Origin of the sequence: Parabacteroides sp. AT13, assembly GCF_002272965.1 — a bacterium.
GTDB lineage: Bacteria > Bacteroidota > Bacteroidia > Bacteroidales > Tannerellaceae > Parabacteroides > Parabacteroides distasonis.
On the sequence record NZ_NQMH01000003.1, the window covers coordinates 1 to 21,903 of the forward strand.

The following is a 21,903-nucleotide window of genomic DNA, read 5'->3' on the forward strand; positions in this document are numbered from 1 at the left end:
CGGGCAGCACATCCTTCAGCACGTCGATGATGCTCCGCTTATAGTGCATCATCTTTTCCAGCGACACGAGGTCTGCATATATTTTTGTAATCCGGGAATCCACTTCCCGTGCGATTTCGAGCCGGTCGCTCGACCACAGCAGATGGTACACCTCCCCGGTCGGAGTCTCTTCCAATGGCGGGGTACGGGCGTATTCCGTCGTGATCTTGCACGAAGGGTGTTCCCGTGCAATCTCCGCAATACGGTCGTTCACCAGTTTCGTTTTCTCCGCGTCCGACAGGTTCGGGTCGAGTGTCAGCACGTCGGCTACATACGTGTCGGTATATTCCGTGGTCAGTTCCCAACTGATCTGCACGATGGCACGGTGTATCTTGATACCGAGGAAATATTTCGGTTTGCGGGCTATCGAGACCGTCGCCTTGAACGTGATGACCCCGTTGATGTTCGGCATGGTCGCCTTACGGACATAGGTGTAGCCGTTCCACGCCCCGCCGTCCTGCCATGACAGGCTGTAAGCCGTCTTACAGTCCTGCATGATGGCCGGTATGCGGTAATAGTCGTCCGTTGCCACATCGTTATCGCCCGCCGCCTCGGCTTTTGCGTCGGTGTATTCCCGTTGTTTCTTCTGCCATTCGGACAGCTCGCTTTTCAGGCGGTCTATCTGTGTTTTGTTCGCATTGTACTGCTGTCGGTACACCGCCGCATCTTCCACGCTCGCCTCGGCGATTTTTTTCAGCAGGTCGGCATTCTCATTCTCCAACGCATTGATTTGCGACTGAAGGGCGGCCACCTGGTTCTCCGCCTCCTGCAGCATGGCGTCCAACTCGGACAAGTCCAATTCGTTCTCCGTAACCGTGGTCTGCATGGCACACTCCTTTGAATGGGCGTTCAGGGATTTGCCGCACTTTCTGCACTTGTACTGCGTCGTGCCCTGACCAAGCGTAGCCCCGTCCGAGCAGGTTACGCTGATGGTCACGCTCTCGCAGCCCTGCAACTTCGCAGCGTCCGTCGCCTGATAGTAGTTCCGCGCATCGGATGCGATATAGTAAGTATAACCCTCCTCGTTGTCGTTGAACTCCAAGAGGCGGGCATTGAGTTGCGCCTTGAACGTGTTCAGGTCCATCGAATAGGAATCGAACACCTCCTCGTAAATGATTTCCTCCCGGTTCCAGCTTTTCTTCACATGGATTTCATAGGCATAGGCTTTCTTCGTCTGTTTGCCGCCCCGACTGATGATGTAACCGTTCTGCCAGTAGTCGATGGTGTAGGTATAGCCGTCGTTCTGACTGTTGAGCAGCTGAACCCGGCTTCTCGACCAACCGGCGTACCGTTCCGAATTGGCGAGAACCTGCTCCCGTTGCGAGGCATTGGGATAGAAGCCGGGATCGGTCGTCTCGAAACGTGTCCACTCTCTGCCGTTCAATATGCTGTTGTCGTCCGTCGGCGGGTAGTAATCGCACAGGGCGATACTCCCTTGCTCGCGACGGGCGATATACCACCGTTGCGTGTAGTAGTTTCCCGCTGTCTTGTCCAGATAATCTGTCATCCACGAGGTAAGGTCGTAGTTGCTGAAATCGAACAGTCCCGCCACGTTGTCCTCTCCGCCCACCATATCAATCAGCAGACCTCCGAGGTCATGTTCCGCCTGCTCGAAGAGCGCACCGTAATGGTCATACAGGTCGATGACCTTGCTGACCCTGCCGCCCATCAGATCATGGAAAGAACTGGTCTGCAGCAGGACGTCACCGATATTTCCGATACCAGCCGAGGCGAGACCGACACCCATGTTGTAGAGGTTGTCGATGTCGTGTTGCAGGTTCTCTTTCGTAAAGTTACCCGGCACGCTGGCGAGATCGGTCAACATACGTTGCCAGTCGATGTCGCCCACTTCCGAGAGTTTCAGCAGAGGGCGATGTTTCGGTTGATTTCCAGAAACACGATGTCCGAAAAGCCCAGCGTGCTGTTCGTCACCACACTCTCGAACTGCATACACAGACTTTTCGTCTCGTCGCAGATTTTCATTCAGGTAGCTGCCCAGTAGATAGCCGTTTGAGGCGAGCGGAGCATCAGTTTCGCCACCACCCATATCTTCGGCATGATTTTCTCCGAGACCATGCGGTAAATGCGGCGGTAGTAGTAATTTTCTGTACTGCTATTCCAGATACGAGGTCGGAAAAGGCTTTATGCTCCAAGAACTTGGAGGCAAAAATCCCCGCCGTAGCACTTCCGCCGCATTGTAGTGCTTGAGAATGTCATCGACCTGCTCCCGGTAATAGCTTTCCGCCACGGCTTCCGTACCGAAAGCGGTAGCCATTGCCGCCACCGTGCGTGCGTCGTAGTTCACGCTGTAATACTGCGCGTGGACCTGCTGCACAACGGCGAGCGACAGGAGTATAAGGATAAGTGACAGCCGTTTCATCATGGATTCCTCTCCGGTTAAAAACAGATATCCGTCAACGGTGCGTCATGCCTCTTAGTGCACGTATCAGTCCGTCGGCCTCATATACGGCGGAATTTGCCACCAGACGGTGATGTATGAATACCTCCTTGGCGATCTCGTACCTGCGTTGTTCCCACTTCGCCTCTTCTTCCTCGTCCTGTACGGAATTTTCTATGCCGGCGTATTCGTCCAGTTCCTTACCGAGCATCCCCAACCGGAGATTGTATCTTTCCAGAACATCCTCTATTTCCTCAATGCTTTTTCTTCCCATGTCGCGTACCCTTACCAAGTCCTTTCCGGGCCATTGGCACAAATCCCGGATGGTCTTGATGTCGAACTCACGGAATATCCGCTGGATACGGGCTTCATATTTGCTCCCGAACTCAAGTGTCTTTACACTTTGGCTAATGTCTATCTTTTCCATTTTTGTAATTAATGATTTGATTGTTATTGTTTTACATGAAGGTTCAATACCTGCCCGGCCTCGTTGACCTTTTGGGGCGAACGGCAGGGACTTCCCGATACGCTGGCGTTCCAGTCCCGGCAGTACGCCTCAATAGCTTCCTGATGACTGCACCGCAGTTCCCGTTTATAGAGTTTCAAGGCTTCTTTCTCCGCCCGCTCCGTGGTGTAGGTCATGTAACATTCTCTTGGTTCTTCTACACCGTACACGCCGCTGGTCGTTCCCCGGCGGATGAACACCTCGCGGAAGAAACTGCGCCCTTCCTTGTTTTCCAGCCGGTTGATGGTGAATATCTTCTTGCAGTCCACGTCAGTAAGGCGAGGATAGCCTTGATTTCATCGAACCGCTCACGGAACTTGCTCTGGTCGAGCAGCATCACCACGTCCGAGTTGTTGATGATGGCTTCCTTGACGATAGGGCTGCCGATGATGTCCTGTATCTCCTGTGTCACCACGCCGACCGAAGCCCAGAACTTACGGGCCGTCTTGTACATAAACTTGATGTATTCGGCCATGAGCGGGCTGGCAATCGCCTTCCACGCTTCCTCTATGACCAGGACTTTGCGGTTCTTCTTGATACGCATCTTCTGTAAGAATACGTCCATGATAATCAGCGTGACAAGAGGGAACAGGAGAGGATCATCTTTTTATACTGTCGATTTCGAAGACGATGAACGTCTCATCAAACAGTGAAACTGTCCATGTTCTCGTTCAGCGTCTTTTCATGATTGCCTCCCCGGTAGAAGTCCTTCATCATGTAACGGTACGTCGAGATGTCGATGCCCGAAATGTGGTTCTCGGTACAGATGTCGGGGATGCGCTGCACGGAAAACTCATAGAACGAGTTGAACGACAGCTCTTCCACTTTTAGCTCCTTACGGCGGCGTTCCATCTCGTCGATCATGCGCTCGATACGCCCGGCCCGCTCTCCTTCGTCCTCGTCCCGCTTCTCGGTACGGTTACGGTCGTCGATGAGCAGCCCCTTACGCAAATCCTCCCGTTGCAGGGGCGTGAAGCCGTCGAAACCGTTGAAATAGGTGTCGTAATACTCCGTGATGACCTGTTCTATCAGGCGGTCCTCCGTCTTCGTGACCGTACCCTGCGAGCCTTTCCAGATGAGCAGTACGAGGTTTTTCAGGAAGCCCGTTTTCTCCACATTCATTTCAACCCGGTTGATGCGGAACGGGTTCATGGTAATCGGTCTTTCCTCGGTATAGGAAATGTACTTGCCGCCGAGGTATTCGCAAAGGCCCTCGTAGCTGTTACCCGTATCGACCATCACCACGTCTGTGCCCTGCTCGTACAACTGGCGCACGACAGAGTTCATGTGGAAGCTCTTGCCGCTGCCCGAAGGCCCTAAACAAAAGAAATTCGAGTTGTCCGTCAGTTTGTTTTTCCCTTCCTTTCCCGTGATGTCGATAGCTACCGGCACGCCTTGGCGGTCCGTGTAGTAAATTTTCAGCGGTGTTTCTTCGCTGTGCTGTATGTGCTCCTTATACATCAGGCACACCGCCGCGTCACCCAGCGTCAGGAAGCGGTCATAGTCCTCGTTCATGCCGTAGCAGTTACCCGGAAACGAGTTTACGAACAGTTCCAGCTGGTTGTACGCCCTTTTGGAAATATGGATACCCATACGTCCGAAAGCATTCTCCAAATGGTTCGTGCATTTTTGCAGGTCCGTACCAGTCGGTACGGCGACAATCAGGTTGAAATGAGTGTACACGAGCTGCTTGCTTTCCCGCGCGATGACCTCCTGTACCCGCTTGATGTCCTCCACGGCCATCTGGTTGCTCGGATTGGGAATACTGGCGTGCCGGTTCTTCTTTTTGTCCAGCAGGGCCAGTTCCCTTTTCTGATTGGGCAGGAAGACAATCTGGTTATAGATGACAGCCTCCGCACTCGGAATGCTGTCAATGGCAGCCAGCAGGTCCACGGGCATATCCGTGTTATTGACCTCTATATTGGTATAAGGTCTTATCAGTGAAGGCAGTGCGGCGCAGTCCACATCGACAAGACTATATACCTTGCAGCGTTTGTCGCCCATCGAGACTGTCTCGTCGTCTGCCTTGAAGTTGGTCATCGACACGATCCGGTCCTTGAAGTTCATGGCGAAATAGCGGTCCACGTATTCGCTCGCCTCGGCTTTGTTCAGGAACTTGGCCTGTACCCCGGCATCGTGCAGCTGGTCATGCACTTTGCGGATCTTGACCAGAAAATCGCGCCACTTCTTGTTGTCGAACGAGAACAGTCGGCTCTTCTTCGCCTCCTGTGTGATAGTCAGGTAACACACGCTGTCCGTGTAGTTGCGCCCCTTGAAGTAACGGAAGTAGGCCGACGAGAGGAACTCGTGTTTGTCGCCCGTCTCGTTCTCGAACTGTTTCCTGACGAAGATGTCCTGTTTGTGCAGGGCATATCCTTCGCCGAGCGTCTGTGCGAGGGCGGTGAAAAGGTGCGTGAACTCATAGTAGCTGTCAATGTTCGCGCAGTATTTTTGCACGGGGTTCTCTATTTTCAGGATAGCAGAATATTCGCCCGTCTTGGTATAGAGCACGCCCACGCCGTTCGTCTCTTCCACGGAAAAATAGATGTCCTGAAAGATACGCTTGCGCTTGCCTCCGGTACCGAACGCATAGACCGACAGGGCCATGCCGGCACACAAGGCGATAAAAAGTAGAATGATGTACAAAGTCATCTTAAAATACGATAAAAAAGGCCGGGCCGCCCGGATTTCAGGCGGCCGGCCCGCGTTCAACATTCAACAAGACCACACGTTGCCCGTGATGGTTTTTCTTTTCTTCTCACAGCTTCTTCGAGTGGGCGTAGATATACACCCCGCGCCCGTCTTTCTTGGTATGCAGCCCTTTCCGCTGTTTGAGCATGATAAGGGCGATACCCGTCGAGACGACCGCAACCAGCACGACCAGTCCGACCACGAACCCTGCGAGACAGTAGGCGATGATAAAGCCGACGATGGCTCCGCCGGCAACGCCTGCCGCCCAGTAGGTATAGCGTCCCTGGATGCCCATGAACTCCAAAGGCCGTTGAAGACCTTTGAACAGCGGGTAGTCAGGGTAACGTTCGTCCTTGCCTTTCATCGTGCGGAAGGTTTATGCGCCGATACCGAAGAACATCGGAAGTGCTTGTGCGGCAGCGATTAAGAAAATACATGCGCCCACGACCATCATGATTTTCTTCTTCACGTCCTGTTCCTCGTTGTGTGGGCTAAGCACCCAGCGCCATACCCACCTTGCGGTGGGCGGTTTCCGAGTACTCGCCCCCAAACCGTACTTACATGTCTCCATGTATACGGCTTTCCATTAGTAACATTACTCTTTACCATAGTTCTGAATCATAGAGTTGCAGTCCTCACAGACAACCAGTGTCTTGCGATGTCTTTTGAGCATCAGTTTCTCCCACTCATTATTGCCTTTCAGCTTGGTGAGAGTCCTCACATGATGCATGACTACTTTTCCTTCCTTACCACATAGTTCACATCTGCCATCCTTCAACCTTTCCACAAGGCTCGGATATGGCACGTACATGGTCTGTGGCAGTTTGTCATAGTCAACATCGAACTGAGCATTTCTCTTTTTGAAACCCTCATTGTAGAAGACTCTGTATTTCTGCTTTCCCTTGGCATCGTTGTACGGAATGACAAAGTCCTTGTCCTTCTGATACTTCTGGCGAACTTTCCTTGCGGAAGTGTTCAGTTTCCAGCCAAGTGTCTTGAACATACTCATCTTCATAATGAAGGCGAAAGATGCACATTCTTTGGACACGTTTGCAGCAAGTGAATAGTAGTTGTAAAGTCCTCTGGTTTCCGCATTGTATTGGGCAAGAATATCTTCGGGCTTCATTGGAGTCATATATCTGCGAGGCTTTGACCACCAAATGTCTTTGCCATCAATGTTTCTGACCTCCAACGCGTTGTACTCAGTGAGCTTCTTTTGTATCACAGCCGAGTTAAGGGTTAACACCACTGCGCCGTTGAAGTCTCTTTTGAGAACTCCGTCCTTATTCCTTTTCACTGCGTCTGACTTTCTGATGAAGATTTCATATCCAAGGAATTTCGCCTTGTCTTGTGCGTGTGTTATCAAAGTTTTCTCATCAGACAATTCAAGTTTGAGTTGTTCTCTCATGAATTGGGTGATGTCCGCTTTGATGGTCTCGCATTCAGACTTGCTTCCGATAACCGATATAAGGAAATCGTCCGCATACCTTACATACTGCATTCTTCTAAAGTCCGCATCCATTGCATCCTTGTGAGGAGTGGACAGCATCTGTTTGCTCAGTTGGGCAATTTCATACAGATAGCTTTTCCGTATCTGCTCATCGGATGTTTTCTGCAACTTCTTTTTCAGCCAGTTCTTCTTATTGTTCAAACGCCAGTATTCGGGATTGATGCTGCGTCTGTCACCTTTGCGGAATTTGGCTGCGTACTCCTTGATGTACTTGTCGAACTTGTCAAGGTAGATGTTAGCCAGCATGGGGCTGATTATTCCACCTTGCGGAGTTCCTGAGTACGTCTTGTTGTACTTCCAGTCCTCCACATACCCTGCATTGAGGAATTTACGGATAAGTCTGAGGAAGCGTTCATCTGATATGCGTTCACGAAGAATGCTAATCAGTACGTTGTGGTCTATGTTGTCAAAGAAGCCTTTGATGTCTCCCTCGATAAACCACTTTGCTCCCGCAAAAGACTTCTGTATCATACCCAATGCCGTGTGGCAGCTTCGATGCGGTCGGAAACCATGTGAAGTGCCTTCAAAATGACCTTCATAAATAGCTTCAAGCAGCAGTCTAACTACCTCCTGCACCAATTTGTCCTCGAATGAGGGAATACCGAGCGGACGTTTCTTGCCGTTCTTCTTCGGTATGTACACTCTGCGTGCAGGGTGGGGTTGGTAACTTTCGTCCTTTAAGGACACAATCAATCTTTCAATCCTTTCAAGACTCATCTCATCGATGGTCTTGCCGTCAGTTCCGGGTGTCATGTTGCCTTGCTTCGCATAGATGCGTTGGTAGGCTACAGCGAACATCTCTTCACTGAACAGATACCGATACAGTCGCTCGTATTTATAATCCGAACTTTGACTGTGGTCACTTAGAGCTTTTAATACTCTTTCTGATTTTTCCATACGTCTTACACGTTTTCAAAATTTGTATTAAAACATTACTAACTGTTCCCCTTCGCCATGTACAAGGCATTACCTTGCTCGGACTACTATGGGAACTCCGTTACCATATTGGATATTCAGAGCCAAAGCCCATAGCCACTTTCATGGCTTTCCAACTTAGGTAATCTCCGTTTAGCTGTATGATAACTATTAGCACGACAGATTGTCGGATACGACTTCCGCCCTTTTCTCCGCTTACTGCGGTTGCGTTGTGGCTGGTTCTTTGCTATAACACCAATGACGTTGTCTTAGTGCCACAATGCGACGTTTGTAAAAGCCTTCCGTCGCAGCTACATCTTTTGCCGCTGGGCTATCGTTCAATCAGTATGGACTTTATCCTCATATCTGTCTTTCTCCCTCGCAATTCAGTCGCAGTCTGGCTTTTGACTGACTTATTGCTTTCCCAAAGTGCTATTTTCACCTTTAGGTTTCCCCTCGGGCTTATTTGGGTGGAAGTAGATCACTTGAACCCTGACCTATCCTCTTGCTAAAGAGGAATTTATCATGCAACCATTACGGACGCACTCATGGCGATGTACACCGAGATAGCGCCTACGATAGCCACAACACCGGCAATGGCGTAACACAGTTTGACCATGATGGGAACGTACTTGGCGATTTCCTCCGTCACGGTAGCCAGTGCAGTCGTACCGGCGGAATAATCGCCTGCGGAGTTCTGGGCCATGACGGCCGTCGTGCCACACAGCAACATCAGTGTGAGCATCTGTACTTTTTTAGCAGAAAACATTTTTTTCATTTGTCTTTTTGTTTTTTGAAACATGATTATTTATTTTAGGGTAAGTATTGCAGTTCTTTCGAATCGTTATGGCGGTACTTGATTCCTGCCTCCCGTTTCTATATGCGATAGCCGAAAAAGGCAGGAAAGACGAGGAACGCACCGATCAGGAACAGGCACGCGCCCACAAGCGTTACGACGGACTTGGTAATGCCGTCCTCGCCCGTGTTCATCTTTACGTAAATCTGGAATCCGGACACAATCACACAAATCCCGGCGATGGCACAACAGAGAGCTTGGACGTAAAACATCATTGTTACCACGTAGTCGTGCATCGTCGCCAGCGCATCCGCACCCCAACTGTAATTCACGCTGCCGCTTTTCGCCAGAGCTGAACAGGGGATGATGGAACAAAGCGCACATAGTATCTTTTTCGTTTTCGACATCTTACAGCTTATCTTTGACCGGTCTCCATTTCAGGCAGGGACGGTTGTCCAAGCGTCCTTTGGAAATCAACGCCTTATACATCTCTTCGTCGGTAAAGCCGTCGGACAGGTAGGGAGCGATCTCTTCCATCTGCGCCTCCGCCTTGGCCTTCAGCCTTTCAAGCCGCTCTTTCGCGGCTGCCTCCTTTTTCCCTGTATCGCCGTCTTGTACCGCAGGCGGGGCAGCTACGGCTTCCGTGTCGCATGTCTCATTTCCGATACTAAACCCGGTCTCGTTCTCCGAAACCTCGACACTCTCTTCCGTGGCATCCATCGGACCGAGGTCGAAAACTTCTTCGTCAGTCTTCTCCGTTCCCTTCTTTCCATACAGGTCACGGGTAATATTGACCGCGTAATAGACGATGTACAGCACCGTCAGTACAAGGGCGAATATAAAGTATGAACTCATCTGTTTTAAGTATGAAATTAAACTTTAATTGAACTTTGAAAGTACAAAAGCAAAGAAAAGTATTATATTTGATATAATGAAAACTCTTTATATCAAACAATATTTTATTACGTATAAATAAGTATGAAACATATAAATTGAACTTTAATTTCATACTTTAAGGCGAATGTACCGGGAAAAACGGGCATAAAAAAAGCCCTCCGGGAGGAGAGCTTTCAAGGGAGGGGTAACGATAATGCCTTACCGTTTCTTTCCGCGCAGGTAATCGTTCAGGTCCTTGTACTCGTGATAACGGAGTGCTTCGTTGTGCACCCGCTTGCCGTACATGCCGGCGATGGTCTCTTCCGTTTTCTGTCCGGCGAGATCATTGTCGAGATAACAGTGTATTTCCTCGTACACCTGCAAGTGTTCCAAAGCCTTTTTCAGGTTGTTCACCGAGTTCATCACGAGGTAATCGCAAGGTGCGCCGATGCAGACCGTATCATCACCCGTCTGTTTCAGCGTCAGGTAAGAGAGAAAATCCATGAAGCCTTCGAACACGCAAACCCGGTTCTGTGCTTCACTATGAGAATGCCTGATGACAGAGATGTCCTTACACCGGATACAGCCCTTATAATAAGGATTGCGAACCTCGTACCCGCCCGCCACGTTACCGAAGGCAAGGGCGAAGTAGCGCCGTTGCCGCAATTCATAATGGACCTCCCGGCAGAACATGCGGCCGATGTCTCCGTCGATTCCACGGGAATGAAGGTACGAGAGCAGCGCATGGTGCTGCAACGGTACGACGAGCACGTCCTTCATGTCGGCTTCGACGGGTCGGGGCGTTGTCCCCGGAATCCGCACCCTTTGTATCGGGATAGCGTTCTCGTGCTTCCCTATATAGGCAAGCACTTCGCTCACGCTGTCCGTCTGGTAAAGGTGTTTGCCCAGTTCCACAAGGTCTCCGCCCGTCGCTGCGCCAAAGTCATACCATTCGTTGAGCCGGTCATTGACCTTGAACGACGGGGTACGCTCATTGCGTAGCGGCGACAAATACCAGTATTGTTTCGATGTTACACTCTGGGGGTGGTAGCCGAGACTGGCAAGATAGTCCACGATACGCAGTTGTTTTGCTTCCGCTATGGTCATGTCATTTTCTTTTCACTTGTTTTCAAAAAACGGTTTACTTTGGTTTTTCTCCTATATATACCCGGACCAAAGTAAACTAAATTATTTTTCACCTTCTGCGTCCTCGCATTCTTCGTCGAAAAGCAAGGCTTCGGTCGGGGTCACATCGTAATAAAAGAGCTTGTCCCGTTTGACGATCAGCTTCAGGTTTTCCGTCAGGTACTGCAGCAGTTTTATCATGACGCTGCGTCCCCGTTTGAACCCGATAGCCTCATAGGAGGCCATGAGAGCCTGCAGTACGTTCTCGAAACCTTTGATGGGCCTGTCCCCGAAAGCGGCGGAAAGCGCCTCCCGGTGCTGCTCGATGGACAAATCCATGAAGCTGCTCCGGGCCTTCGGTCTCACGCTGCCATCAAACGAATAGTTATCCACCATGACCGGCAATCCTTCGTCATCAACGGAAAAAGCAAACGGTTTGAACTCCTTCTCGCGGATATGCAGCGCATGAACTTCACTGATAACGGGATTCTCCGCACTCTTGGTGATGACCAGCACCGTTTCCGCCTTATTGCTCATTTCCGTGCCGATATGCCCGCGCACATTGTTGTCGCCTTTATTCAGGTGCAGCACACAATGGATATGCAGGTCGTATTTCGACGACCATTCCATCATCTTGTTGATAACCTCCACCGATTCGCTGGTGCTGTTGATGTCGAGCATCAGGTCGCGGATGCCGTCAATGATGACCAGCCCGTACCCTTTGTTCTGTCGCAGAGCGTAGTCGATGACCTCAATACGCACGGCCGGCGTGTATTCCCGCAGGCAAATGAAATCGAGATTCTCGTTGTCGGTTGTGGTGGGCAGTCCCGCCAGGCGGAGAATACGTTCCAACACGTTATGGCAATGGAAACGGCTCTGTTCGGTGTCCACGTACAAGATCCTGCGCTTGCCTTCGGGCAGATGCGCCCGGTAGTTCAAAACCTGCCGGCCCGCCAGTGACGCAGCGACAATAGCAGAGACATTAAACGTCTTTTTCGCCTTCGCCTTACCCGTCGAAGCGCTAAAATTGCCGAGCGTCGCTATGGTGGAGTTGTCGATCCATATAATCTGGGGCGGAGTCACGTAGGTGTCCGTGGCCTTTATCTGCGATGCCGTGAGAATATCCGACAGGCGATTCTCGTCCAGTTCCGCCCACGAGTTACGGTCAGTTCTTTTTTCGTTTTCCATAGCGCTTCTGGTTAAAGAACGGTTGGGTTGCGGATACTTCCGTCGCCATACGCATGGCATCGTCCACCGTAGGTTCGTAGTTTTGCAAGAGCCATGCGTCCAGCTCTTCCTTCGCGAAGTAAAGCATCTTGCCGCGAGGTTTGTAGTGCGGGATTTCCTTGTTCGATGTGAGTTTGTACAACATACTTTCGGACACGCCGATATACATGCACGCCTCTTGAAAAGTGAAGACTTTCTTGGTCGTGTAAATGGTATTTTCCAGTAAAGCCACACGCTCCAACAGACCTTCCACCGGTTCCAACTTCTTGAGAACCGCTTCTATGGCGGTCAGCCGTTCGCTTAACCGCTCCATGAATGTTGTTCTGTTTTGCATAAAATACATGTTAAAATTAGACAATGGAGAGTTACCTCCGTTATGCAGCGCGCTAACGGAGGTCAAAGTTATGTGATGTGAACCGGACAGCCGGAAATTCCGGCATGATACTATGCACGTATCACGGCAACTATCACTGTTTTATCTTTCACATACTTGGCTTTTTGGCACTTCGTGTCATATTTTCAGCCGACTGATGGCTTTTCGTATGCCGAGGTTTGCCGATGTAATGTTGTTCCTCGCCGCAGAGAGGGCAGACGAGAGGCTTGAAGCGGTAACATATCTTGTGCCGTCTTTGGACAACAGGAACCGCCCCTTGTCGAGAACCGACTGCCAGTGAGGTAGGATAAAGGTGTTTTCGAGCAACGCATCGAACAGAACCGCCACATGGCGGATATTGTTCACACGTATACAGAAATTCTCCTTGCAGGCAAAAAGCGCTTCCATGTCCTCGATGCGGAGAGTGGAAACGCAAAACAGATGATAAGCGTTGGCGCAAGCCACAATACCTGTCATCTGTTCACGGGAAAAATTGCAACCAAAGGAGAGAGGTGGAGCGTTTCTGGAATCTTCTATACGTGAAGAGTCGAACCATACTCCGGCAATGTCGTACTTTTGTTTCAAGGCCATGCACTCCTCGAAAGAAAATGTTTCTGCGGTAAAGAGGCTTTTGACGAGACTTGTACAATCGAGCAACAGCCCTCTGATGATATGAATGTTCATTTCATGGCAATTCCTGCAAACCGCACTGTTGCAGTCGATGTACCGGTGGCTGTTTATAAAGTCATCCACGTAGCGGCCATATCGTTTGCCGCCTGTCATGACGTCTTGAAGATAAAGCTCCCTTGCTTCGGAGAGCAACTCGTAAAATTCTTCCGCTACATCCTGTTCCGTAGCGAAGTGGTGCAGATGTGGTCTCCCTTCAAAAAAAGAGAGGACCTGTTGTTTTGTCCTTTCATGTCGAATTGTTTTTTATGGGTTTATACTTATTATAATAGTGGCATTACTTCGACCATTTGAAATATCGGAGAAAAGCCGGAAATATTTACCTTAAATTGAATTTGACATGTATGACTACATCAGTCGAATAGGCCGTTAACCAAATTGACTGCTTCGTCTTTTTTCTGGTTGATGATTTTGGCGTACACCTGTGTCATTCTCACGGAGGTATGGCCAAGCAGCTTCGATACGGTATAGAGATCCGCACCGAGCGTCAGCATCATGGTCGCGAATGTATGCCGGGCGGTGTGAAAAGTAAAACGCTTGGTGATTCCGGCCGCTTCGGCCCACGGTCTGAGATACTGATTGATATTTGAAGGCAGGTTGAACACAGGATCGTCTGCAGCCTTGTCCTCACGCTCCGGCATCCATTTCAACGCCTCGTTGGAGAGTGGCAGGTAAATCGGTTCTTTGGTCTTCTGCATAGCTACCGCCAGACGGTATTGGCCGTTATCGACAAAGACATTCTTCCATTTCAGGCCGACAATATCGCTGATACGCAGTCCGCAGAAGCAGGAGAACAGATAGGCATTTTTTACCCTCCCTTCCTGCATCGGAGTGGCAATCAATGCCCGTACCTCTTCGATGGTCATATAGGACCGCACGCTTTCCGGCATTTTGGGCTTCTCCGACTTTTCCATCTCGTTAAACGGATTTCTCAACAACCGTTTAGCCCGAACGGCAGCATTCAGGGCGCCATTGAATATCTGATAATAGGTGTTGCGTGTAGAAGCTGCTATCGGCTTTCCTTTAGGGCGGAAGGTTGTCAGCATGTAGTCGATATAGCCTTGGCAAAAAGCGAGGTCAACCCGATCCAATATAAATCTTTCCCCTGCATATTCTTTCAGGATATGGGTAACGGCTTTGATTTGACCGATGCCCTTCTTGTCGCGTTTCTCTTGGTACTCCAGATAGGTTTGCATCCAGTCCAGCAGATAAATCTTATCCGTATGGTTCACGATACCGGCTTCACCACTGGTCAGCTCGATAATACGTTTCGACTTGATGGCATTTGCGGCAGCCATTGTTATTTCATTTTGCCGACGGGTATTGCTGTCCGTTCCCGGAATAAGATACAGCTTCAGGTACTCGTATGTCCGTTTGCCGTTGCGGTATATATCCAGATACAGACTTTTGCTGCCATCGGACAAATCCTTCATCCGAAGACGGATTGGTTCTTTTACTTTTTTAGGCTTCTTTATTCGTGGCATAATCGTATTCTTTCATTCGTTATTTTTCGTATGCAAATGTACGAATTAAAACTGAAATCAAGAAACAAACAAGAAACAAAAATGTACCCAAAAAGAACCAATTAACAGAAAATAGTGAAAACAACTGAAAGAAATAACTACCCTATAAAGAACTGATATAAAGCATATTTAGTTGTATTTATTTGGATTTTATTTTCATCTTTAATATGCCTGTTTGTTTATTGGAAATTATTCGGAGGATATTTATATGATGAAATATAATGAAGTTTTGATTCGATAGAATGGATAGAATATGAGAAGTGGTGTACGTAAAAAATGGGATGATCTGAATTTCAAGGCTGAATCTTTTTATCGGAAATATGAGTATCGTAAAAAGGCTAAGCTTCGTTTAAAGCGAATGAATGGCGGATGCAAATGCACGAAAGAGTATAATGAGATTGTGATTCCTTTTTGGAAGAAATATGGATTGAGACCAGATAAAATGTGGTATCAGATCTTTTGGGATCGAACTCATGAGCCGGATCCGCGCTATATCCCGGATGATTTATGGTATGGGGTTATAGTCCCTTATTTCAGTAATTCACAGTTCCGTCGTTTTGGTGAGGACAAATGTTTACATGATGTTTTTTTCAAGGATTTAGTTAGACCTGAGACCATTGTGAAAAATATGGCCGGAATCTTTTATGATGCGCATATGTGTATAATCACTAAAGAACAGGCTATAGAGAAATGTATGGTGTATCAAGGAGAGTTTTTGATTAAGCCCTCAATAGATAGTGGAGAAGGTAGATTGATTAGTTTCTTTGACTCACAGGACTTGGATCAAAAATCATTAATATCAGCTATAGATGGTTTAAAGGCGAACTTTATTGTTCAAGAGGCAGTTAAGCAGCATGCGGTACTGGCTGCGTTGAATCCTTCTTCATTAAATACGATTCGTGTTGTGTCGTTCTTATTTGAAGGTACGATCTATATTTTATCCTCTATTTTACGAATGGGGGCAAGTGGACATAAGGTCGATAATATTGGTGCGGGTGGATTCGCCTGTCCGATTCAAGCTAATGGGCGGTTGACCGAGAAAGGTGTTAATCGAAAAGCCGAGTGGGTTACAGAAAATCAACACGGTATTCGTTTTGCGGATGTTATAGTACCTTCTTATGATAAAATCATAGCTATGATAAAAGAGCAACATTTGAAATTGGCCCATTTCAAACTAATCGGTTGGGATTTTTCTGTGAATGTGAAAGGGGAACCGGTTTTCATTGAATATAATGTTTGCCCGGGTTCCAATCAGATCACTTGTGGCCCCACATTCGGAGATTTGACAGAACGTGTGTTGGAGGAGGTCTTTGTGAAGAAGACTTTGGAATATGCGCAGAATTAAATAGATATATAATAATTTAGGCAAGGAGAATTAAAAATGAAAATTGCTATTTTAGGAGCTGGTAACGCAGGGTGTGCAGTTGCGGCTGATTTAACATTGAAAGGACATGAAGTTACTTTGATCAAGACATCTCATGCGATGCATGATGATAATTTTGAGTATATGCAATCACATAAAGGAGAAATGACTTTAAATGAGTTTGGCAAAGTTTCTACTGCGTATATTCATCGAGTTACAAGAGACCTAGAGGAGCTGCAAGACGCTGAAATCGTTATCATATATATTCAAACGAATTATCATGAGCAATTAATAGAAAAGATAGCACCATATCTACAAAAAGATCAAATACTTTTGATCAATCCGGGATATTTGTCTACCGCATATGTTCTTAAATATTGCCAAGATAAACCTATCATTGTAGCGGAAGCTCAAAGCTCTTTTATAGACGGTCGTGTTATGGAACCGGGGCAATTTAAGGTAGGGTTTCGAAATGTAAGGAATCCGATTGGTATTTATCCTTCATCAAGAAAAGAGGAAGCGATAGAAAAATTGGATAAATTACAAGAACGATTTGTTTATTTGGATTCTGTGGTAGAAGCGGCTCTTCATAATCCAAACTTAGTAGTGCATACAGTAGGTTCTGTTATGAGCATACCGCGTATAGAGAAATCACATGGTGATTTTTGCATGTATCATGAGGCATATACCAGGGACAACCCTGCTACCTGGAGAATCTTAGAGGCGATGGATGCGGAAAAGATGAATGTTCTGGAGAAACTAGGTTTTTCAAGGCTAAGTTATGTGGAGGCTTGTAAATACCGAAATTCATTAGATGATAATAAGGACGCTAAAGAGGTTTTCTTGGATTATGCGGAAATGGATACCCGTGCGAAAGGACCGACCCAAGTGGATTCCAGATATATTTCAGAGGATGTACCGCAGGGGTTAGTGATGTTAGAGGCTTTAGGAAAGTCGTTAGATGTCGCAACTCCTATTGTTTCAAGTCTTATCGAAATAGCTAGTGCGGCTTTAGGACGTGATCTTCGTGCGGAAGGTAGGACTCCGGAGAAGTTGGGTGAGGAAAATATTCAGAAAATACTGATGGACTGCTGATTCTAAAAAGAATTATGAAAGAAAGTATTTTGCAGAAATTTATTCGTTTGTTTCGTGATATTGATAAAGAGATTCTTCCTAATGCAAATGTTTTAGAACGAATTTATATAGTCTTTGATTTTTTGTGGGAAAAAATAAAATATAACATAGAATTAATAGACTATGTTCAGTATCGTTTTTATTTTAAAAGAAGAATCGAGAGGGATCAATTTATTACACATGGTAAGTTGTTGAAAATTATAAAAATATGTAATGATCCAAAATCAAGAATATTTTTTGATCAGAAACCATTGTTTAATCAAGAGTTTAAAGACTATTTAGGTCGAGATTGGCTTGATACAAAGGTTTGTTCAAAAGAAGAGTTTTATTCTTTTTGTAAAAGAAATTCAACACTTTTCTGCAAATCTCCTGATGGAATGTTTGGAAAGGGGATTGATATTATTCATTTGGCTAATGTGAGTGATTTGGATCGTTTCTATGATACGTGTAAGAAAAACAAGATTTTATTAGAAGAAGTACTAGAGCAAGATTGCGAGTTGGCTGCTTTTAATAATACTGCGGTGAATACGATTCGTGTTGTGACACTGATTTGTGCGGATGATTCAGTTAGAATTATGGCTGCGGTTTTAAGGTTAAGTAGAAAGGGAAAATTTGCCGACAATTTTCATCATGATGGGATAGCCTCGTTAATAGATGTCGAAACAGGTATTGTTAATACAACAGGGGTAGATCGTAAATGGAATCGATATACAATACATCCGGATTCAAGAAAACCTATTGTGGGATTTCAAATTCCAAGATGGTTTGAAGTTGTAGATATGGTAAAGAAAGCAGCAAGGGTTCATCCTGAAGTCAGATACGTAGGGTGGGATGTAACAATAAAAAGCAGTGGAGAAATCGTTCTGATAGAAGGAAATCCTGGGGCTGATCCAGATGTGACACAAATAGAGGATCAGGTTGGAAAATGGCCATTGTATGAGCCTTTGTTATTTGAGATAGAGAGTTGTAAGGAATAATCAGAATCGATCATGAAAAAAATTACTTTTATCGGGGATATTACTAGTGATAGGCCTTTGCTGAATGCTGCATATGATAGGAATACAGATGCTTATGATTTTTCCCCTGTCTTTGGTAAAGTTAAAAAATTGTTTGAGGAATCTGATTATGTGGTAGGTAATTTTGAGACCGTATGTGCGGGTGATAAGAATGGGTTCCAGAATCAGTATCTGTTATGTAACTCTCCAGATGAATTGATCCAAGCAATGGTGAAGGGAGGTGTCAATTGTGTTACGACTGCTAATAATCATTGTTTAGACCAAGGGATTGAAGGCCTTGTTCGTACAATTAAAGAATTAGATAGAAATAAGGTTTTACATACGGGTACTTTTACATATGAGAACGCTTCAAAACGAATTCTGTATTTATATTTGAATCATATTGTAATAGCACTAATATCGAATACCTATTCGACAAATTCGTCAAATACGGGAATTGCTCTAGATGATCGAAATGATTTCCATGTGAATTTGCTTAAAGAGCAAAGTGAATTTATTCTTGTTGGTAAAAGAAAATGGGCTAAAAGAATTTTTTTTAGGTTTATTAAAGCAAGATATCGGAGAAGAATAAATAGGGTTGTGGCAAGAATGCAACTTCGGCGGGGAAAAGTATTCTTAAAGCCGAGGGTAGATGTTATCATGGATGGTGATACTGATAATAAATATTTAGGATTATTGGCAGAAGATCTGAAAACCGCAAGAGAAAAAGCTGATTATGTGATCGTATGTTCGCATATTGGGGGACAATTTAATGAAACTCCGGGAACCTATAGTAGGTTTATGGCTGATTTTGTTTTAGAACATGGTGCTGATATGTTAATAGGAAATCATCCGCATGTTATTCAGAAAACAAGAATAGAAAACAGAAAGGTTGTTGCTTATTCTTTGGGTAGTTTTAATCAATCTCCGAGTGCCGATTATATAATTCATGATGCCCTACCTGAATATTCTATGGCTTTGCATGTTTATTTTTCAAAAGATCGAGATAAAGGGAATGTAAGAATGATCACATTCTCTATTTTAAAGGCTGTTGAAGATTCCAATAAGATGATTGTTGTTTATCCAATAGATGAACTAAATGATGAATTGGAGGGGGATGATCGTATTCAATTACAGGAAGATGTAAAGAGAATTTATGAACGAATTACTGGGACTTCTATCCTCAAAGATGTGATACAGAGGGAGTATGTATTGAGATGATGTGATGAAAGAATATTATAAAATAAGTTTTACCGGGGATATAATGTGCGAACGTCCCTTATTGAGTGCTTCTAGATCTGATAAAAAATATGACTTTGACTTTGTTTTTCATGGAGTGAAGGATAAGTTGCGGGAATCAGATCTTGTTGTTGGTAATTTGGAGACTGTATTTGCTGGGGAGGAGGCCGGATATACGAATGACGTGTATTCATTTAATACTCCGGATCGTTTTGTATGTTCAATGAAAAGTGCTGGTATCGATTATGTAAGTACGGCCAATAATCACTGTCTTGATCGCGGAACCGAAGGGTTGATTAGGACATTGGATCTATTGGATCAGTATGGAATAAAGCATTTTGGAACTTATAGGAGTAAAGAAGAACGAACTTCTTATGAACTTTTGGAGTTGGGGGGTAAGAAGATTGCTTTAATAGCTTATACGTATGGAACAAATGTAGTAGAGAATGGGATTGTATTCAAAGAAGATGAAGAGTTCTATGTTAATGTATTGAAGTCGCAAGAACGTGAGTGGCTGAAATTTAAAAAGACATTAAATACACCGGGTATTCGTAGTAAACTTTCTCGATACATACGAAAGGTTACTACTTTAGAGCAGCGAATGCGAATCAAAAAGAAACTTGGCATGTTGAAAAATCTTCCTAAATCAGATGATTTATTAGAGGATGACATCTATCCAAGATATTTAGAACGGCTTAAATCTGATATAGAAAAAGCAAGGTGTGAAGCCGACTATGTTATTGTTTGTTTACATTCCGGTGGCTTATTCAATGTTAAGGTCGGAGCATACACGGAATATATTGTAGATTTAATAGTTCGTGCAGGAGCGGATGCTATAGTAGGAAATCACCCCCATGTCGTTCAGAAATTCGTAGATAAAGGCTGTTTAGTTGCCTATTCGTTGGGTAATTTCAGCATATCTCCTAGTTCTCTTTATTTAGTAAGAGAAAATTTGCCCGAGTATTCGGTGTTATTACATTTCTATTTTGATAAAGAAAGAATGTCTCTTTATAAAGTTACATTTTCTATATTAAAGATTGTAGAATCTAAAAATGGAAATCTAAGTGTATATCCTATTAATGCGCTGTATGATAAGTGTGATATTACTAGTGAACGGGACATGTTGATAAGTGATTGTACGAAAATATACAATACTTTTACCGGTAAGAAGGAAATGGCGATAGATATATTGGATGAGTACGTATGTTTTGAAAAAATTAAGGATGCATTATGAAAGTCTGTTTTTTTGCGCATTGTAGCATTACCAATAGCGATGGGGCAACTCTTTCCATGTATAATATCATTGATGAAATGTTGCGTCGAGGAATTGAAGTTGTTGTCGTTCTTGCCAATACGAGGAATTTAGAGGGGCGAATTGCAGAAGGGAAGATAAAATTTATAGTCGCTCCATTATATGGGATGCGAATGGATTTGAACAAAAAAACTCCGATGACGCAAGTGAAGTTCTTTGTGAAAAGTATCTGTAATTCTATACAGAAAAGAAAAATAGAAAAGGTTCTTAAATCGGAGAATATTGACATTATCCATATAAATGGATTAGATAGTAGTATTGGTGCAGAGATCGCACAAAAATTGAAGATTCCATATGTATGGCATATTCGTCAATTCATGGAAGCTGATTTGGGTAAAAAGTTGTTTCGTGAAAAGTATGTATATCGATTGGTTGCAAGGGCCTCATCTGTTATAGCGATATCAAAAGATGTACAGGCTAAATTTGAGCCTCTCTTGGGGCGTAAAATGGATCTTGTATATAATGGAGTTCCGGTTGAAAAATATAAACTGGAAGATGTTACAAGATTTGAATCTCCGGTAACTAGGATGCTTTTGGCAGGGAGAATTTCTGTTCAAAAAGGCCAAATGGATGCGATAAAGGCTGTAGAGTTATTAATGCAACGTGGTATTGATACTGTTTTATTGACTTTGGTGGGACAAGGAGAAACGAAGGAGTATTTGGAATATGTGAAATCGTATGTAAAAGAGCATGAGCTAGAACAAAAAATTTGCATTTTAGAGCATCATGATGATTTAAGGGAGTTGCGAAGACAATGTGATATAGGTTTGACTTGTTCAAAAAAGGAAGCTTTTGGACGAGTTACTGTAGAGAATATGTTGGCTAAAATGCTTGTTATTGGAGCTAATACAGGTGGGACATTAGAGATTGTCGAGGATGGTTATAATGGCTTGTTGTACGAGGAAGGTAATCCGGAAAGTTTGGCTGGGCGTATTGAATATGCTATGGAGCATAAGATGGATATGCAAATATTATTGGATAGAGGATATCTGGATTCTATAAATCGGTTTTCTAGTACAACTCTAATAGAGTCCATATTGAATTTATATAAAAAGATAATATTCTGATATTTAAATTGGATTTATGAACATCGTTTTGAAACGGAAGTTTATCAATAAACTTATGTGGCATGTGATTTTTTGGGGAATACAGTTCGCTTTATTATGTCCTGAATTTATCACATTTACCTCTGCAT

The 21,903-nt window shown here is 45.2% G+C and carries 18 protein-coding genes and 3 pseudogenes; 7 read left to right on the forward strand and 14 right to left on the reverse strand.

From position 1 onward, the window contains the following. The 13 genes and pseudogenes from CI959_RS20950 to CI959_RS21010 form a co-directional block, all read right to left on the reverse strand. Positions 1-2,419 (reverse strand): annotated as a pseudogene (locus tag CI959_RS20950) (hypothetical protein); the annotation flags it as partial. Between the two features lie 34 nt (positions 2,420-2,453). Next, on the reverse strand, positions 2,454-2,864 hold the full coding sequence (locus CI959_RS20955) for a DNA-directed RNA polymerase subunit alpha C-terminal domain-containing protein (RefSeq protein ID WP_004289328.1): 411 nt from the start codon (positions 2,862-2,864) through the stop codon (positions 2,454-2,456). 23 nt (positions 2,865-2,887) lie between these two features. After that, a pseudogene (locus tag CI959_RS20960) lies at positions 2,888-5,594 on the reverse strand (DUF87 domain-containing protein). 106 nt (positions 5,595-5,700) lie between these two features. Further along, a complete protein-coding gene (locus CI959_RS20965; RefSeq protein ID WP_032541330.1) occupies positions 5,701-5,997 on the reverse strand; it encodes a DUF4133 domain-containing protein in 297 nt (98 codons plus the stop codon). Between the two features lie 12 nt (positions 5,998-6,009). Next, positions 6,010-6,204 (reverse strand): DUF4134 family protein, encoded by a 195-nt coding sequence (locus CI959_RS20970; protein WP_004289324.1) that lies wholly within the window; start codon positions 6,202-6,204, stop codon positions 6,010-6,012. A 24-nt stretch (positions 6,205-6,228) separates the two neighbouring features. Continuing rightward, positions 6,229-8,040, reverse strand: coding sequence for a reverse transcriptase/maturase family protein (locus CI959_RS20975; RefSeq protein ID WP_004289323.1), 1,812 nt, complete (start codon positions 8,038-8,040; stop codon positions 6,229-6,231). Between the two features lie 562 nt (positions 8,041-8,602). Beyond that, a pseudogene (locus tag CI959_RS20980) lies at positions 8,603-8,860 on the reverse strand (DUF4134 family protein); the annotation flags it as partial. Positions 8,861-8,934: 74 nt separating this feature from the next. Then, on the reverse strand, positions 8,935-9,261 hold the full coding sequence (locus CI959_RS20985) for a DUF4134 domain-containing protein (RefSeq protein WP_004289321.1): 327 nt from the start codon (positions 9,259-9,261) through the stop codon (positions 8,935-8,937). Position 9,262: 1 nt separating this feature from the next. Continuing rightward, positions 9,263-9,709 (reverse strand): hypothetical protein, encoded by a 447-nt coding sequence (locus CI959_RS20990; RefSeq protein ID WP_004289320.1) that lies wholly within the window; start codon positions 9,707-9,709, stop codon positions 9,263-9,265. Positions 9,710-9,949: 240 nt separating this feature from the next. Next, the gene (locus CI959_RS20995; RefSeq protein ID WP_004289318.1) at positions 9,950-10,837 is read right to left on the reverse strand and encodes a toprim domain-containing protein; all 888 of its coding nucleotides are present in this window, start codon (positions 10,835-10,837) and stop codon (positions 9,950-9,952) included. Positions 10,838-10,918: 81 nt separating this feature from the next. Further along, entirely contained in the window at positions 10,919-12,043 is a 1,125-nt protein-coding gene (locus CI959_RS21000) for an AAA family ATPase (RefSeq protein ID WP_004289317.1), read from the reverse strand. Next, a complete protein-coding gene (locus CI959_RS21005) occupies positions 12,021-12,395 on the reverse strand; it encodes a helix-turn-helix domain-containing protein (protein ID WP_004294465.1) in 375 nt (124 codons plus the stop codon). The genes CI959_RS21000 and CI959_RS21005 overlap by 23 nt, the downstream gene beginning before the upstream one ends. A gap of 198 nt (positions 12,396-12,593) precedes the next feature. Next, positions 12,594-13,238: a hypothetical protein gene (locus CI959_RS21010; RefSeq protein WP_007478951.1), complete on the reverse strand. Its 645-nt coding sequence runs from the start codon at positions 13,236-13,238 to the stop codon at positions 12,594-12,596. Between CI959_RS21010 and CI959_RS21710 the strand changes: the two genes are divergently transcribed. After that, positions 13,143-13,436: a hypothetical protein gene (locus CI959_RS21710; RefSeq protein WP_224200298.1), complete on the forward strand. Its 294-nt coding sequence runs from the start codon at positions 13,143-13,145 to the stop codon at positions 13,434-13,436. The two genes, CI959_RS21010 and CI959_RS21710, sit on opposite strands and share 96 nt — an antisense overlap. Before the next feature lie 59 nt (positions 13,437-13,495). On the opposite strand, the gene CI959_RS21020 is transcribed toward CI959_RS21710, so the two are convergent. After that, the gene (locus CI959_RS21020; protein WP_004289313.1) at positions 13,496-14,626 is read right to left on the reverse strand and encodes a site-specific integrase; all 1,131 of its coding nucleotides are present in this window, start codon (positions 14,624-14,626) and stop codon (positions 13,496-13,498) included. Between the two features lie 292 nt (positions 14,627-14,918). On the opposite strand from CI959_RS21020, the gene CI959_RS21025 reads away from it, so the two are divergent. The 6 genes from CI959_RS21025 to CI959_RS21050 are packed head-to-tail and all read left to right on the forward strand — an operon-like array spanning position 14,919 to position 21,775. Further along, positions 14,919-16,010: a sugar-transfer associated ATP-grasp domain-containing protein gene (locus tag CI959_RS21025; protein ID WP_008780898.1), complete on the forward strand. Its 1,092-nt coding sequence runs from the start codon at positions 14,919-14,921 to the stop codon at positions 16,008-16,010. Between the two features lie 36 nt (positions 16,011-16,046). Next, positions 16,047-17,123 (forward strand): NAD/NADP-dependent octopine/nopaline dehydrogenase family protein, encoded by a 1,077-nt coding sequence (locus tag CI959_RS21030; RefSeq protein WP_008780899.1) that lies wholly within the window; start codon positions 16,047-16,049, stop codon positions 17,121-17,123. A 14-nt stretch (positions 17,124-17,137) separates the two neighbouring features. Continuing rightward, a complete protein-coding gene (locus tag CI959_RS21035) occupies positions 17,138-18,139 on the forward strand; it encodes a sugar-transfer associated ATP-grasp domain-containing protein (RefSeq protein WP_057317578.1) in 1,002 nt (333 codons plus the stop codon). Positions 18,140-18,151: 12 nt separating this feature from the next. After that, complete coding sequence (locus tag CI959_RS21040; protein ID WP_011966007.1) at positions 18,152-19,378, forward strand: CapA family protein; 1,227 nt, start codon at positions 18,152-18,154, stop codon at positions 19,376-19,378. A gap of 4 nt (positions 19,379-19,382) precedes the next feature. Continuing rightward, on the forward strand, positions 19,383-20,630 hold the full coding sequence (locus CI959_RS21045) for a CapA family protein (RefSeq protein WP_011966008.1): 1,248 nt from the start codon (positions 19,383-19,385) through the stop codon (positions 20,628-20,630). Next, on the forward strand, positions 20,627-21,775 hold the full coding sequence (locus CI959_RS21050) for a glycosyltransferase family 4 protein (RefSeq protein WP_011966009.1): 1,149 nt from the start codon (positions 20,627-20,629) through the stop codon (positions 21,773-21,775). The genes CI959_RS21045 and CI959_RS21050 overlap by 4 nt, the downstream gene beginning before the upstream one ends. Positions 21,776-21,903 lie beyond the last annotated feature (128 nt).

Excerpts from the sequence above, each read along its gene's own strand:
- CI959_RS20955 (WP_004289328.1), bottom strand. The coding sequence starts at position 2,864 with ATGGAAAAGATAGACATTAGCCAAAGTGTAAAGACACTTGAGTTCGGG.
- CI959_RS20965 (WP_032541330.1), bottom strand. The coding sequence starts at position 5,997 with ATGAAAGGCAAGGACGAACGTTACCCTGACTACCCGCTGTTCAAAGGT.
- CI959_RS20970 (WP_004289324.1), bottom strand. The coding sequence starts at position 6,204 with ATGGAGACATGTAAGTACGGTTTGGGGGCGAGTACTCGGAAACCGCCC.
- CI959_RS20975 (WP_004289323.1), bottom strand. The coding sequence starts at position 8,040 with ATGGAAAAATCAGAAAGAGTATTAAAAGCTCTAAGTGACCACAGTCAA.
- CI959_RS20985 (WP_004289321.1), bottom strand. The coding sequence starts at position 9,261 with ATGTCGAAAACGAAAAAGATACTATGTGCGCTTTGTTCCATCATCCCC.
- CI959_RS20990 (WP_004289320.1), bottom strand. The coding sequence starts at position 9,709 with ATGAGTTCATACTTTATATTCGCCCTTGTACTGACGGTGCTGTACATC.
- CI959_RS20995 (WP_004289318.1), bottom strand. The coding sequence starts at position 10,837 with ATGACCATAGCGGAAGCAAAACAACTGCGTATCGTGGACTATCTTGCC.
- CI959_RS21000 (WP_004289317.1), bottom strand. The coding sequence starts at position 12,043 with ATGGAAAACGAAAAAAGAACTGACCGTAACTCGTGGGCGGAACTGGAC.
- CI959_RS21005 (WP_004294465.1), bottom strand. The coding sequence starts at position 12,395 with ATGGAGCGGTTAAGCGAACGGCTGACCGCCATAGAAGCGGTTCTCAAG.
- CI959_RS21710 (WP_224200298.1), top strand. The coding sequence starts at position 13,143 with ATGGCAATTCCTGCAAACCGCACTGTTGCAGTCGATGTACCGGTGGCT.
- CI959_RS21010 (WP_007478951.1), bottom strand. The coding sequence starts at position 13,238 with ATGACAGGCGGCAAACGATATGGCCGCTACGTGGATGACTTTATAAAC.
- CI959_RS21020 (WP_004289313.1), bottom strand. The coding sequence starts at position 14,626 with ATGCCACGAATAAAGAAGCCTAAAAAAGTAAAAGAACCAATCCGTCTT.
- CI959_RS21025 (WP_008780898.1), top strand. The coding sequence starts at position 14,919 with ATGAGAAGTGGTGTACGTAAAAAATGGGATGATCTGAATTTCAAGGCT.
- CI959_RS21030 (WP_008780899.1), top strand. The coding sequence starts at position 16,047 with ATGAAAATTGCTATTTTAGGAGCTGGTAACGCAGGGTGTGCAGTTGCG.
- CI959_RS21035 (WP_057317578.1), top strand. The coding sequence starts at position 17,138 with ATGAAAGAAAGTATTTTGCAGAAATTTATTCGTTTGTTTCGTGATATT.
- CI959_RS21040 (WP_011966007.1), top strand. The coding sequence starts at position 18,152 with ATGAAAAAAATTACTTTTATCGGGGATATTACTAGTGATAGGCCTTTG.
- CI959_RS21045 (WP_011966008.1), top strand. The coding sequence starts at position 19,383 with ATGAAAGAATATTATAAAATAAGTTTTACCGGGGATATAATGTGCGAA.
- CI959_RS21050 (WP_011966009.1), top strand. The coding sequence starts at position 20,627 with ATGAAAGTCTGTTTTTTTGCGCATTGTAGCATTACCAATAGCGATGGG.